Annotated in this window: 14 protein-coding genes; 3 read left to right on the top strand and 11 right to left on the bottom strand. The window is 44.8% G+C overall.

Annotation, left to right across the window (positions count from 1 at the left end; translation table 11 throughout):
- Positions 1-32 precede the first annotated feature (32 nt).
- The 5 genes from QFZ77_RS32525 to cymR form a co-directional block, all read right to left on the bottom strand.
- Entirely contained in the window at positions 33-1103 is a 1071-nt protein-coding gene (locus tag QFZ77_RS32525; RefSeq protein ID WP_307446463.1) for an AI-2E family transporter, read from the bottom strand.
- Between the two features lie 159 nt (positions 1104-1262).
- The gene (locus QFZ77_RS32530; RefSeq protein WP_047676263.1) at positions 1263-1466 is read right to left on the bottom strand and encodes a hypothetical protein; all 204 of its coding nucleotides are present in this window, start codon (positions 1464-1466) and stop codon (positions 1263-1265) included.
- A 7-nt stretch (positions 1467-1473) separates the two neighbouring features.
- Entirely contained in the window at positions 1474-1995 is a 522-nt protein-coding gene (locus QFZ77_RS32535; RefSeq protein WP_307446465.1) for a PRC-barrel domain-containing protein, read from the bottom strand.
- Positions 1996-2023: 28 nt separating this feature from the next.
- On the bottom strand, positions 2024-3172 hold the full coding sequence (locus tag QFZ77_RS32540; protein WP_307446468.1) for a cysteine desulfurase family protein: 1149 nt from the start codon (positions 3170-3172) through the stop codon (positions 2024-2026).
- Between the two features lie 9 nt (positions 3173-3181).
- Complete coding sequence (cymR, locus tag QFZ77_RS32545) at positions 3182-3601, bottom strand: cysteine metabolism transcriptional regulator CymR (protein ID WP_307446471.1); 420 nt, start codon at positions 3599-3601, stop codon at positions 3182-3184.
- 311 nt (positions 3602-3912) lie between these two features.
- Between cymR and mnmA the strand changes: the two genes are divergently transcribed.
- The 3 genes from mnmA (at position 3913) to QFZ77_RS32560 (ending at position 6256) form a co-directional block, all read left to right on the top strand.
- Positions 3913-5001: a tRNA 2-thiouridine(34) synthase MnmA gene (mnmA, locus tag QFZ77_RS32550; RefSeq protein WP_307446474.1), complete on the top strand. Its 1089-nt coding sequence runs from the start codon at positions 3913-3915 to the stop codon at positions 4999-5001.
- A 48-nt stretch (positions 5002-5049) separates the two neighbouring features.
- Positions 5050-5733, top strand: coding sequence for an AlkZ-related protein (locus QFZ77_RS32555; RefSeq protein ID WP_307450027.1), 684 nt, complete (start codon positions 5050-5052; stop codon positions 5731-5733).
- 157 nt (positions 5734-5890) lie between these two features.
- Complete coding sequence (locus QFZ77_RS32560) at positions 5891-6256, top strand: DUF3889 domain-containing protein (protein WP_307446476.1); 366 nt, start codon at positions 5891-5893, stop codon at positions 6254-6256.
- On the opposite strand, the gene QFZ77_RS32565 is transcribed toward QFZ77_RS32560, so the two are convergent.
- From QFZ77_RS32565 to hisS, 6 genes are all read right to left on the bottom strand, one after another.
- The gene (locus QFZ77_RS32565) at positions 6251-7570 is read right to left on the bottom strand and encodes a replication-associated recombination protein A (RefSeq protein ID WP_307446479.1); all 1320 of its coding nucleotides are present in this window, start codon (positions 7568-7570) and stop codon (positions 6251-6253) included. The genes QFZ77_RS32560 and QFZ77_RS32565 overlap by 6 nt on opposite strands.
- A 129-nt stretch (positions 7571-7699) precedes the next feature.
- Positions 7700-9235: an MFS transporter gene (locus QFZ77_RS32570; RefSeq protein ID WP_307446481.1), complete on the bottom strand. Its 1536-nt coding sequence runs from the start codon at positions 9233-9235 to the stop codon at positions 7700-7702.
- Positions 9228-9782, bottom strand: a complete 555-nt coding sequence (locus QFZ77_RS32575) for a PadR family transcriptional regulator (RefSeq protein ID WP_057306112.1) — start codon at positions 9780-9782, stop codon at positions 9228-9230. Before QFZ77_RS32575 ends, QFZ77_RS32570 begins: the two co-directional genes overlap by 8 nt.
- A gap of 520 nt (positions 9783-10302) precedes the next feature.
- Entirely contained in the window at positions 10303-11058 is a 756-nt protein-coding gene (locus QFZ77_RS32580; RefSeq protein WP_307446488.1) for a tRNA threonylcarbamoyladenosine dehydratase, read from the bottom strand.
- Positions 11059-11082: 24 nt separating this feature from the next.
- Positions 11083-12864 carry an aspartate--tRNA ligase gene (aspS, locus tag QFZ77_RS32585; RefSeq protein ID WP_307446491.1) on the bottom strand — a complete coding sequence of 594 codons (1782 nt, stop codon included), beginning with the start codon at positions 12862-12864 and terminating at the stop codon, positions 11083-11085.
- Positions 12865-13298: 434 nt separating this feature from the next.
- Positions 13299-14564: a histidine--tRNA ligase gene (hisS, locus tag QFZ77_RS32590; protein ID WP_307446494.1), complete on the bottom strand. Its 1266-nt coding sequence runs from the start codon at positions 14562-14564 to the stop codon at positions 13299-13301.
- Positions 14565-14611 lie beyond the last annotated feature (47 nt).

A 14611-nucleotide genomic window follows, 5' to 3' on the forward strand; every position in this document is an offset into this window, starting at 1 on the left:
GAGGGGTTCTGTGCGTCCACACAAATGAAACCTCATGTCGTGGGCTTATGAACATAGTGAAGGAAAACATGTTGTATGATAACCTTCATGACCGCAAAGAAAGGTACAGCCAATATTAACCCCACAATACCTGCGACTTCCCCACCTACAAGTAACGCGAAAATAATAAACAACGGATGCATATGAAGCGTTCTTCCTACCACCTGAGGGGAAATGACGTTGCCTTCGAGAATTTGCACAGCTAAATTAACGAGTGCGACGAACAATAACATTTTCAAAGAGATCGTTGAAGCCATAATGATTGCGGGAGCTGCTCCAAAAAAAGGCCCCAAGTAAGGAATAATATTAAATACCGCCACAACGCTGGCGAGCAGCAAGGCATATGGCATCCCAATAAGCCAATACCCCAAATAGGCAAGAACTCCTATAATCACGCAGACTAACAGTTGGCCCCGGATATAATTGCCAAGAGCAGTGTCAATATCAATGAGCAATTTGATTGTTCTTTTACGATGCTCACGCGGCACAATAGCCAGTGCTGTTTTCTCAATAATTTGAAAATCCTTTAAGATATAAAATGCAACGAACGGTACGATAAAAGCGATGAACAGCATATTTATGGTATTTCCAATCTGATTCATGTAGTTCGAGATAGCCATGGAAATGCTGTTTTCCAGCTTCGTAAGTGAATGATTAAATCCATTGCGCACGCTGTCGGGCAGCAGTTGATTTTGATTAAAGCCGTCTACTATCGACTGTGCACGCATAGCCATTTGCGGCATATGCTCATTCAGTTCCGCAATTTGGGACACAAACATCGGTGTCATATTCATGATAATAACGGTCAGAGAGGAGAGAAAGACACTATAAATAAGCAGTACTGCAATGGTTCTTGGTACTTTCCGTTGGTTAAGAATATTCACGATCGGGTTTAAAATGTACGAAATAATCACAGCTATAAAAAATGGCGTTAAAATGGCTTTGATAAAGGTAAATACACTAAACATTATAGGCTTTATTTTCAGCAGCATATACAAGCTGGCCAGGACAAGTAGGAGGTATACCAACCCGACAAACCATTTATTTTTCCAAAAACGTTCCATTCTCTTCACCTCTGTTAATCCTTATAAACATATGCTCATACAGTATATGTACAACCCGTCCAAATTAACCCGTTAAATCATGAGCTAAACAATAAAAAAACGCTACTTTTTAAGCGCCGCTGCGCTCAAAAAATAACGTTTCGTAATGTGTATTAACGATTAATTTGCATGTTCGTGGACATGAGGAATTTCTTCCTCAAAAAATAAATCATCCAGAGAACTCAACGTACCGTCTTCCTCTACTTGATACACGGACATTTTGTCTCCGTTAACACTGAGTTCAATAAAGCAACCCCAGCAGTAGAATTGATGGGAACCGATTTTTCCAATATCTTTGGAATTACAGTTTGGACAACGCATAATGTTCACCCTATTCTTCTTTGGATACGAAGAGTTCTTCTACTTCCTGAGCGCAATGTACAGGCACTATGATGGCATCTTCCCCTTTGGTTGCCGCCACCGGCATGGGAAGCCATCTACGCCCTTCCTTTAAATCAGAAATAAACCCTTCGGACAATTCATAACCTACTATTTGTTTACCCCAATTCTGGTTTAAATAAACATCTTCTACCACGCCTAATTTGTGCCCTCCCACCGTAATGACGGGAAGACCTTTGATTTTGCGGCTTCCTTCAAGAAAAGCATGGCACTCTTCCACATGCTCAAACTCGCGAATGACACTTTCGTTCGGTATGGTAATGGCATCTTCTCCGGCAGCAACGATTCCCTCCCATGGTATGTAACGTAAGGAGGAGAACCAATTCTTCACTTCGAGCATGATACCTCGTATGTTCCAATCAGGGCCTACCAACAAATCTTTAACTTGACCTATTTGTTTACCGGAATCTACCGTTAGAACGGGAAGTCCGATCAAATCATGCGCTTTGCGCAAGTTTAATTCCTCCTAGAACCACCCGGTACTATGTAGTACGCAACCGCTTGACAATGGTTGCAATTTTCTGGGCAGCTGTTTCGATTTGTTCTTTAGAATTCCCCATTCCAAAACTAAATCGAACCGCGGAGGCTGTAACATTTTCTGGGAGCTTCATGGCTTGTAATACGTGCGATACTTCAAGTGAACCTGACGTACATGCAGAACCGCTTGCAGCAGCCACTTCTTCTAAATCAAGATTCATGAGAAGTGTTTCTGTTGAGATACCTGGGAAGCTGATGTTCAGAATATGCGGGATACACTGTTCCTTGTGGCCATTAATCATAAAGCTATCACAGCCTAATTGCTGCTCCAGTATACTTATCATAAGCCCGCGAAACTCTGTGACTTTGGATTGCATGTTGTCCATCATCGGGAGAGTTACTTCCACAGCTTTGGCAAAGCCTGCGATTGCTGCTACATTCTCCGTACCTGCGCGGCGCTTTCTCTCCTGAGCACCGCCAAAGACGTGAGGTGTTAACCTCGTGTTCTTCGATACAAATAATGCGCCTGCACCTTTGGGTCCGTATATCTTATGAGCTGAGAAACTCATTAAATCAACAGGAAGTTCACGAATATTCAGCGGTAATTTACCTAAAGCCTGCACAGCATCTACATGAAAAGGAATTTGCCGACTCCGCGCTAAATGACCTACTTGCTCGATCGGTTGAATCGTACCCACTTCATTATTTACATACATGATGGAAATGAGAGCAGTGTCAGGACGAATAGCCGCTTCCACATCTTCTATTTGAATAAGACCGGTCGGACCTACTGGAAGGTAGGTCACCTCAAATCCGAGGCTCTCCAATCGCTCACAGGGATGCAAAACAGCATGATGTTCGATTTCCGTCGTAATGATATGCTTCTTGCCATCCTTGTTCGCATTCATGATCCCAAAGATCGCCATGTTATTGCTTTCGGTCCCTCCGCTTGTAAAAATAAGCTCAGCAGGTAAACAGCCTAGCGACTTCGCCATAGCGTCACGAAACCGATTGAGTGCTGTTCTAGTGGCTCTGCCGAAGCTGTGTGTACTCGAAGGATTACCAAAAAAGGCTGTATAGAATGGAAGCATCGCTTCCATTACTTCAGGATGCACGGGTGTTGTTGCTGCATGATCAAGATAAATAGGATTCATAGGACACCCTTAAATGTAAAACATATAGTTGTCGTTCTTGCCTTGGTCTTCGAAAGAAATCAAGTTCGCAAGTGTAGTAGAATCTAGCACATCCGCAATACTATCGCGAATACGAATCCACAGATCACGCTTAGCCGGATCATCTTCCTCCGTAAAGTCGACAGGACTAATCGGTCCTTCTAATACACGAATAACCTCGCCTGCTGTTACTGTTTCAGCGGATTTTGAGAGAATATATCCACCGTAAGCACCACGAATACTTTTGACCAATCCTGCATTGCGAAGCGGAGCTACAAGTTGTTCCAGATAATGCTCGGAAAGCTGATGCTTTTCGGCAATACTTTTGAGTGAAGTCGGTCCTTCACCAAATCGATTGGCCAGCTCCATCATGATCGTCAAACCATAGCGGCCTTTTGTAGAAATTTTCAAAGTTACACCTCATTCAACATTATATGCCATCAAGGAGTCTGATCGATATTGCTAAAACTTCTGTTTGCCTACCATCTATTTTATCCACGTTCAGACACTATGGTCTTCCCTATCTTGGTACACAGCGTTTCCATTTTTCGCAAAAACATTCCTAAACATCCGTATATCGTATATATGGTATCATAAATTCCTTGTTCTGTGGGGGAAAAACAATGACATTCTCATGAAATATTTTAATTTTGAACAATAGAGAGGTATAATAGTAAGAGTTTTAAAAAAAGTCTCACAAGATAGAAAAGAGGTTCACAGCTATGAGTAAAAAAACACGTGTCATTTTGGGAATGTCCGGAGGTGTCGATTCTTCGGTTGCTGCGCTGTTGCTTAAGGAACAGGGCTACGAGGTTATTGGCATTTTCATGAAAAATTGGGACGATACCGATGAGTTTGGCCATTGCACCGCAGAAGAAGATGCAGAGGATGTTAGAAGAGTGTGCGATCAGCTCGACATCCCTTTCTATACAGTTAATTTCGAAAAGCAATATTACGACAAAGTTTTCGCCTATTTCTTGGACGAGTACACCAAGGGCCGCACGCCGAATCCGGATGTGATGTGTAACCGAGAAATTAAATTCGGGGAATTGCTTCAAAAGGTCATAGACTTAGGTGGGGATTATATTGCAACAGGTCACTACGCACAAGTAAAAGAGCAAGATGGTGAATATGTACTATTGCGTGGTAATGATGCCAACAAAGATCAAACGTACTTCCTTAATGTGCTCAATCAGCAGCAGTTGTCCAAAGCCATGTTCCCGATTGGCCACCTACCGAAACCAAAGGTTCGTGAAATTGCTGAAGCAGCTGGTCTTGCCACTGCTAAGAAGAAAGACAGTACCGGAATTTGCTTCATCGGCGAGCGAGACTTTAAACAGTTCCTCAGCCAATACTTGCCTGCAAAGCCCGGCAATATGGTCGATATTCGTAACGGTGAAGTCAAAGGACGTCACGACGGTTTGATGTACTATACCCTGGGTCAAAGACAAGGACTTGGTATTGGCGGTTCAGGCTCTGGCGAGCCGTGGTTCGTTGTTGATAAAGATTTGGAAAACAATCAATTGCTTGTTGTTCAAGGTGAGCAGTATCCAGGACTATATTCTAAGGGCTTAACAGCCACAGATGTGAACTGGATCTCATCGAGCAAACCGGTGGGCGCGTATGCCTGTACAGCCAAATTCCGTTACCGTCAGCCAGACCAAGGCGTAGTTCTTACTTTTATGGAGGATGGGACATGTGAAGTTGTCTTCGACAAACCGCAAAAAGCCGTGACGCCAGGGCAATCTGTCGTTTTCTATGATGGAGACGTGTGTTTAGGCGGCGGAGTTATTGATAAGGTTCATAAGTAAGTTTAATTCGCGGATATTGGAACAGGAAGGATGAACGTTTTGGTCAAAGTGAATGATATTAGTAGGAAAGCTGCTGCTTATGAGGATGTTACGAAAATCGTGAAAGAGGTCGGTATTCTCCCACTCTCTTCGTTCATACCAGATCATCCTTCCCTTGAATCTATAACTGTGCACGAACAATGGCATACGGGGCTAGAGACAGATCCTTGGTTATGGCGAGATCGTCTGCCTGGCGACGGCATTGCCGCTTATGGGCGCTTTTTTGCAAAGAAGCCTCTATTGATTTCTGCTGAGCTCTTTCCATTGATTAAGAATTTGTTAGACGAGCCTTATTCTGTAGAAGAGCGTTATGCTGATGGAGAGCTTCCAAAATCCGCTGTCGAGCTTTTTCAAGCTGTTGAAGAGAACGAAGGCATTGATGTTAAGGAGCTTCGCTCCAAAATCGGGATGAAAGCCAAGGAGTCGAAAAACGAATTCGACCGTGCACTGATAGAACTACAAAGTAAGACAGATATCGTCATAGCTGGTATAAGCGAACGCCTGAATGCCAATGGCACCAAGAACGGCTGGAACAGCACCTGCTATATGACCGCCAAGCATTGGATGGAGCTTCATGGGATTAAGGCGAATACACTTCCAACCCTGGAAGCGAAGAGTCAACTCAGAATGCTGCTTCAAGAACGATTTAGTGCTGCCGCGGGTGTTTATTTAGGGAAGGTTTTTAAATTATAGAAATGAACAAAAATAGGAGCCCTGAGGTCTCCTATTTTTGTTTTCAGCACTGTCGCCAGCTAACATATAATCCGGTATCTTGTAGAAATTTACCGTTTACCTTTCAAGTATGCAGGCTTAATTCTAAGCACAGGATAATCGCGAAAGGTGTGATCGAATGGGTAGAATCTTAGCCGTGCTTCTCATTATTTGTTTTGGTTGGTCCGGAAGTTTGCAAGCATGGGCAGAGGCAAGTACAGCAGAAATTATAGTAGAATATATGCCAGAACAAGACCCCGAGTATGCCAAATGGAGCCGTCTTGCCTTTCAGGAGGCCGGGAAACTATACACTTTATTAGATTATAAATATTTAGGGCGTTCAACTATCGCGCCAGGCGTTGTACAGCAGCAGTTTCGCTTCTGGGTAAGACATCATGGTGTCGAATTTCCGCTGATTGTTTCGATTCGATACGATCCTGTTACAGAGAAGGTTTTCACAATCGATATGGAGCAAGAAAAAAGAGGGAACCTACCGATTTTATAAACCTGTAGGTGTCCCTCTTCTTTTATGTTGATTGAGCTTCATCTTTTCTTCTGTTCCCTGTTCACTAGCTGTGAAAATAATCTCATTTCGAATTTCGTCAGGTAAGTACTGCTGCTTCACATAGTGTCCCGGATAATTATGTGGATACATATAGCCTTTATGTCCGAGCTGTTCAGCACCTTTATAGTGCGTATCACGCAGATGAAGCGGTACATTCGCAGATTTCACTTGATCCATCAACTGTTCCGCACGTGAGATGGCCATCGGTATCGAATTTGACTTTGGACTCTCCACAGCGAATAAAATTGCCTGGGAAATGATGTACTTTGATTCCGGCCAACCAATCTTATGATAGGCGTCCATGGCCGTCACGGACTGCACCATCGCCTGCGGATTGGCGAGGCCGATATCTTCGCTGCAGGCGACGATTAGACGCCGCAGGAACGTCATGGGATCCATGCCGAGCTTCTCGACGGCATACAGGAACCAGAACAGCGCGGCGTCACTGGAGCCGCGTACACTCTTGTGAAAAGCGGACAAGACGTCGTATTGCGTCGACTCGTCCGCTTTCACGATGGGGCGGCGGATCGACTCTTCCGCCACCTCGAGCGTTATCTGAACCGTTCCATCCGGTTCAGGTGAAGTCGTTAGCGCTGCAAGCTCCAGCGCATTAAGTGAACGGCGGATGTCGCCACCCGCCATCCGCGCGATGTGCTCCAGCGCCTCCTCGTCTACGTGGAGGCGCATGAAGCCGAGCCCCTTCACGGGGTCGGCGATGGCTCTTCGCATGGCGATGAGCGCATGCTCCGCCATGAGGGGCTCGAGCTGAAACAGCGTCGAGCGCGACAGCAGAGCCCCGTTCACATGGTGAAACGGGTTCTCTGTCGTCGCACCGATGAAGATGAGGATGCCCTGCTCTACCGCAGGGAGCAGCGCATCCTGCCGCGAGGTGTTAAAGCGATGCACCTCGTCCAAGAACAAGGTCGTCTTACGACCGTACATCGCTTTATTGGTCTTCGCTAGCTCGATAATCTCTCGCACATCTTTGACCGAAGCATCTACGGCGTTCAGCTTCATGAACTCACCCTGTGTTCGGTTCGCTATAATGTTGGCCAGTGTTGTTTTGCCTGTGCCCGGAGGTCCATAGAGCAAGATTGAGGTCACTTGATCGGCCTCAATCGCTCGTCTGAGCAGCTTGCCTTTTCCTACGATTTGCTCCTGACCAATATATTCATCCAACGTTGTTGGCCGCATACGATCAGCTAGAAGCTTTCCTGTTGGTTCTTGTGAAGAAGCATATGTAAACAAGTCCATAAGTGGGTTATCCTTTACTTTGCATTGAAAGATATAAACTCTATTATAACCCGCATACGAAATCATGTCATGTTTTGTCAGTAAAAGATCCCCCTGATACGAAACCAGGAGGATCATTCTTGATACCATTTATACAGACTGAGGAGTTGCATTGTCATTCTGCGGCTCTGGATGCTGGACAGGTACTGTGAAGCGAAGCGGCCCTGCGATAAATGTAGCTGTTAATCCGATAATACCGAACATGATACTTAAGATAAAACCGTGGTTAATCGCTGTTCCAAGTGAATCTCGGAGAAAATCCATCGTTTCCTTGGGTACTGCAGCACTCGCACGGATCAATTGATCAGGATTTGCTACGGTTGCTAGCTGATTGAGAGGCAAATTGTGCTCTGCTGCGCCAGCTTGAATAAGCCTGTTATAGTTATTATTGACGATAGTCGCCATAATCGAAGCCCCGAGAACCCCTCCTATATTACGCCAAAAACCAATGATGGAGGAGCTGACTCCTATATATTTGTGATCTACGCTGAGAGCAACGGCATTCTGAGCAACACTCATTAACGGACCAATCGCCCCTACGCCAAGTATAACCATCAGGGTAATCATATACAGATTACTTGCGTCATGACTGACTACACTCAACAAATAGCTAATGACAATACCCGTAATCATACTGGACGCGATAACCGCACGGAAGCTAAAGAAACGTTGAAGAATACCGAACAAAACAGCTCCAACCATTAATGAAAACATCATCGGGGTCAAAAGCACATTTGAATTCGCCCGACCGAGCACGGCAGTTGAGAAAATAGGCAAGTAAGCAATTGCCGAGAACATGATTGCTCCTTGGCAAAGACAAGCTAACATCATGCCGAGAACCATTCGGTTTTTGAATAAGGGTAAAGGCAGCATGGGTTCTTGAGCCCTGCGTTCAACCCTAATGAACAGAAAGCCTACAACAACGGCAACAGCTATCAGACTAATAATTTGCCAGGACGCCCAAGTATAATCTTTACCACCGAACTCTAATGCGAGCATGAGTGAGACGGTAGAGATAACGAGTAACAGTGTCCCTAAATAATCAATTTTCGGACGACGAGTCGATCGAGTTTCCTTAAGAGCAAAAAGCAAAACAAAGAATGAGAGTATACCCAGCGGTAAATTAACATAGAAACACCAGCGCCAACCCCAAGATTCGGCGAGTAATGTACCGATTTGCGGTCCCGCTACGGATGATAGACCGAATATCCCTGCGAATACCCCTGACAGCTTAGCCCCCTGTTTGGGATCTGAAAAAAGCGTATAAATAATGGTGAAACTAATGGGGAAAATAGCTCCTGAACCTATCCCCTGAATCGCTCTATATATGATCAGCTGTGTCATATCCTGGGCTGTACCACAGAGTGCCGAACCGATCAAAAATATAGAAATTCCAATCAAATAAAAGAGCTTTCTGCCAAACATATCCGACAGCTTTCCGAAAACAAGCATCGTGCTCGTAGATGCAAGCATATACGCTGTGAATACCCAACTGATTTTATCAAAACCATTAATGTCGCCTATTATGTGACTTATTGCAGCAGCCGTAATTGTATTATCTAACGCAGACATCAATAGCCCTAGAGCCATTGCCAGTATTATAAAACCTGTTTTTTTATTACCCACTATCGTTTTGCCCCTTTTCCATTTTCAAATTACTCAAACGTTCTATTCCGGCCATTAATGTTCGCAGCGTACTTTCCATATTTTCGATACCAATCTGAATACAAATTTCCTGTGTCTGAGACATTAATGAATTTGACTTACCGTTCTCATACATTTTCCTCAAACGTTCAAGATCATCTTTCGTACTCGATACGCCATATTCCAAATATTCAATAATGACCTCGACCTCAATAAATTCACCAAAAAACAAGCGAGTCATCGCATCAGACTTGAACTCATTGGCTTGCATGGGACTATACATGTAGGCTTTGAAATGCTTTTGGCCTTCCTCCGTTATGGAATAGACATTCTTATTCGGTCTTCCCTCCTGAATCACACTTTCTTTCGTGATGAGACCTTCCTTCTCCATCTTGCTAAGCGTAGGATAAATCGTGCCAAAACTTGCATTGTAAAAATAAGAAAATACCGTCTCAAACATATGCTTGATGTCGTATCCCGATAGACTGCGCTTCATTAAAATACCTAAAATGACATCCTGACTAGTCATGCTGTAAATCCTCCTTTTTCTTGATTGTGCTTCTTAATTAACAATTTATCAGATTATATATATCGAATCAATATATATATAAACGATATATACTTTTTCGATATATGGACAGGTTCATCGTGTTTGATTAACCCTCATAAACAAGGACTTTATAAGGTGTGGGTTTCTTACCAACCATCTAGAAGCCTGAAAGGGAACAACGATGCCTTATTTCCTCTAAAACTGCATATTTCACGTTTTCGCTGAACGTGGATCCTCTATTTCCCAGTTTCGAGGTCTATAAACTGCCAAAAAACACCCAAATAGCGCACACATGTTCCGCATACTGGCCCAACACTGACATATTAGCCGAAATAGCGAATCCTCGTTCCCTCTAGCCTTAAATTAGCAGCAAATTTTGCCGATTCCACTCCTGTGAATCCTTTTGCTTCGTCCGTACTCGTAGGAAGTGCATAAATAGGATGCTCCAACCATTAGGCAAATAAAAAACGGATGCCCGCTTTCGAGGGCATCCGTTGTTCTATTTCTTCTTCAAACCAATTTCCAATAGTTCTTTCACAGCCACACTCACCATGATCAATCCTGCCACAGGCGGAACGAAGGCATTGCTCGCCGGTGGTTGTTTTGCCTTGCGAATTTCAGGTGCGTTCGCGGGAACGATTTGCTGCGTTACATCTTCGCGTGGTTTCATCGGCTCTTCGGTCGAAAATACGACCTTCACGCCTTTTTTGATCCCTTCCTTGCGCAATTTTTGACGCACTACACGTGCAATAGGATCCATGCTCGTTTTGGAGATATCCGCTACTTTGAACTGTGACGGATCCATTTTGTTGGCTGCTCCCATGCTGGAAACGATTGGAATCTTCCGTTCTAGACACTGCTTGATCAGATGGATTTTATAGGAGATGGTATCACTTGCATCCAACACGTAATCAATTGGATATGAGAATACTTCCTCGTACGTTTCCTCTGTGTAAAACATCCGGAGGGCGATGACATCGCATTCTGGATTAATTAATTTGATTCGATCGCGCATCAGATCAGCCTTTGGCTGACCAACCGTTGTCGTGAGCGCATGAATCTGACGGTTAATATTCGTGATGTCGACAACATCTTTGTCGATCAGAATAAGACGTCCAACCCCTGTACGTGCTAGTGCTTCAGCAGCGATTGAACCTACACCGCCGATGCCTAGTACGGCAACCGTGCTATTCTTCATGATTTCAAGCCCCTCAGGGCCAATCGCTAGTTCAGTTCGTGAAAATTGGTGAAGCATAGAAACACTTCCTCTTCTATGTTCTTAGGCTTTAGCAGCGGGCTGCTTAAGCGCTAAGCGAATCGACAGTTGTTCAAGCTGTTTGTCATCTACGGTACCCGGTGCGTCGGTTAACAAGTCTGTTGCACTTGCCGTTTTCGGGAATGCAATCGTTTCTCTGAGGTTCGTGCGGCCTGTGATCAGCATCACCAAACGGTCGAAACCAAAAGCGAATCCGCCATGCGGAGGTGTTCCATATTCAAAGGCTTCAAGTAGAAAGCCGAATTTCTCAGCAGCTTCTTCTTTGGAGAAGCCAAGCGCACCGAACATTTTCTCCTGTACTTCACGTTGGTAAATACGCATCGAGCCGCCGCCCACTTCATATCCGTTCAAGACAAGATCGTATGCTTGTGCACGAATTTGACCTGGGTCTGTATCGAAGTAATGAACATCTTCTTCATTAGGACGCGTGAACGGATGATGCTCAGCTACATAACGTTTGGCTTCTTCGTCGTACCCAAGAAGTGGGAAGTCCACAACCCAAGCATATTTGAACTTCGAGTCATCGATAAGGCCAAGCTCACGACCGATTTTCAGACGAAGGTTACCAAGTACATCAGCAACAACTTTTTTCTTATCAGCAGAGAATAGAAGCAAATCCCCTTCTTCTGCGCCTAAACGCTCTGTTAATGCAGCGATTTCGGCCTCATTGAAGAATTTCACGATAGGCCCTTTGAATTCGCCGTCTTTCACTTGAATCCAAGCTAAGCCTTTGGCGCCGTAACGTGCTGCGAACGGTAAGAGGTCATCGATCTCTTTACGACTCCATGTGCCGCAACCTTTAGCATTCAAAGCTTTTACTTGACCGCCGCCTTTAACGACGTTTGCAAACACTTGAACACCAGAAGTTTCAACGATATCAGAAACATCTTCGAGTTCTAGACCAAAACGTAGATCCGGTTTATCCGAACCATATTTCGCCATGGCATCCGCATACGTAATACGTTGGAATGGACGCGGGATTTCAACTTGAGCTGTTTCTTGCATTAATTTGACTACGAGTTCTTCCAAGATCTCAAGCAGTTGATCCTGAGAAATGAAGGAAGTCTCAATGTCGACTTGTGTAAATTCAGGTTGACGGTCTGCACGAAGATCCTCATCGCGGAAACAGCGTGCGATTTGGTAGTAACGCTCCAAACCACTAACCATCAACAATTGTTTAAAGATTTGCGGTGACTGCGGAAGCGCGAAAAATTCGCCCGGATGCACGCGGCTTGGCACCAAATAATCGCGAGCGCCTTCCGGTGTGCTTTTCGTCAAAATCGGTGTTTCAACTTCAACAAATCCTTGATCATCTAAGAAATTACGGAATACTTTGGACGCTTTGGAGCGAAGCATTAATGTTTTTTGCATTTCCGGACGACGCAGATCCAGATAACGATATTTCAAACGAACGGCTTCATCCACATCTACGCCGTCTTCGATGAAGAACGGAGGTGTTTTGGCTGCATTCATAATTTCGATTTCAGTTACCTGAATCTCTATTTCACCCGTTGTAATATTTTTGTTAACCGTTTCGGCATCACGTTCTACAACTTTCCCTTTAACAGCAAGCACGTACTCATTACGAGCGCGGTCAGCAATGGCAAGTGCATCCCCTGAGAAGTCTGGGTTAAATACAGTCTGCACAAGCCCGCTGCGGTCCCGCAGATCGATGAATAGAACGCCACCTAAGTCACGTCTTCTTTGCACCCAACCGTTTAGTGTTACTGTCTGTCCTACCTGAGCTTTAGTAAGCTGCCCACAATGATGTGTTTTGAGCATCATGATTATATTTCCTCCTAATATAGGGATCTTTGAGCGGAGCTCAAAATCTCTCCTTTGTTGGGATCTTTGAGCGGAGCTCAAAGTCTCTCCTTTGTTGGGATCTTTGAGCGGAGCTCAAAGTCTCTCCTTTGTTGGGATCTTTGAGCGGAGCTCAAAGTCTCTCCTTTGTTGGGATCTTTGAGCGGAGCTCAAAGTCTCTCCTTTGTTGGGATCTTTGAGCGGAGCTCAAAGTCTCTCCTTTGTTGGGATCTTTGAGCGGAGCTCAAAGTCTCTCCTTTGTTGGGATCTTTGAGCGGAGCTCAAAGTCTCTCCTTTGTTGGGATCTTTGAGCGGAGCTCAAAGTCTCTCCTTTGTTGGGATCTTTGAGCGGAGCTCAAAGTCTCTCCTTTGTTGGGATCTTTGAGCGGAGCTCAAAGTCTCTCCTTGTTGTCTATCTATTCGAAAAGTGTCTTTGCAGCGTTCGAGGCAAGATCGGCTAAACTCACAGTCAATTGACTGCCTGTATCCATCTTCTTCAAAGTAATTTCGCCACGCACCAATTCGTCATCTCCAAGAATCGCCACATAGGTGGCCTGAAAGCGGTCAGCTGATTTCATTTGAGCTTTCATTTTACGGCTTTGGTAATCCTTCTCCGCCTTCAACCCTTGAACTCTAAGCTGGTGCAGCAGCTTCGTTACTTCCTTCTCCGCCGCGTCTCCTAGACCGATCAAATATACATCGAGCGGCTCTGGCTTCGGAATTTCGACACCTTGTGCCTGCAATACGAGCAGAATACGCTCAAGGCCAAGCCCCAAACCAACTCCCGGCTGATCGGTGCCACGGCCGCCAATCTGCTCAACTAGACCATTGTACCGTCCGCCTCCGCCAATCGTATCAATAGCGCCGATTCCGGCTGCTTTGTACTCAAAAGCAGTATGCGTGTAGTAATCAAGACCGCGAACGAGGCGCGGATTAATCCGATACGGGATTTCCATCGCTGTTAAATGCTCTTGAACTAGAGCGAAATGCGATGTACACTCCTCATCCAAGTAATCTAAAATTTCTGGAGCTCCTTCGCCATACTTTTGGTCCACTTTGCAATCAAGAATACGCATCGGATTACGATCAAATCGGGACTGACAATCCTTACAAAGCAAATGCTTCACAGGTGCGAAAAACTCCTGCAGTTTCTCACGGTAAACCGTTCTAACCGCTGGTGTACCAACGGAATTAATTTCAACGGTTACTTCCTTAAGACCAATTTCTTTATAAAACGTATAACCAAGCGCAATCACTTCAGCATCAATGCTTGGATCAACGGACCCGAAAGCTTCAATACCGAATTGATGGAACTGGCGATATCTCCCAGCTTGCGGCTGCTCATAGCGGAACATTGGTCCTACGTAATAAAGCTTCGTTAAATCGGGAATCCCGTAAAGCTTATTCTCTACATAAGCCCTAACAACACCGGCTGTGCCTTCGGGACGAAGCGTCATGCTGCGGTCACCTTTGTCGAGAAAGGTGTACATTTCTTTACCCACGATATCTGTCGTTTCACCGACGCCTCTAATGAACAGATCGGTTTCCTCAAATATCGGCGTACGAATCTCTTTGTAATTAAACCTTTGGCACAAGTCTCTCGCTTTGCTCTCTAGGTACTGCCACTTCTCCACCTCACCGGGAAGAAGATCTTGTGTGCCTTTTGGCTTTTGTATGCTCATGCGCTCAACCTCCTATTATCTGTCGTTCCAGTCAAATAACAACAAAA

Source organism: Paenibacillus sp. V4I3 (assembly GCF_030817215.1).
Classification (GTDB): Bacteria; Bacillota; Bacilli; order Paenibacillales; family NBRC-103111; genus Paenibacillus_E.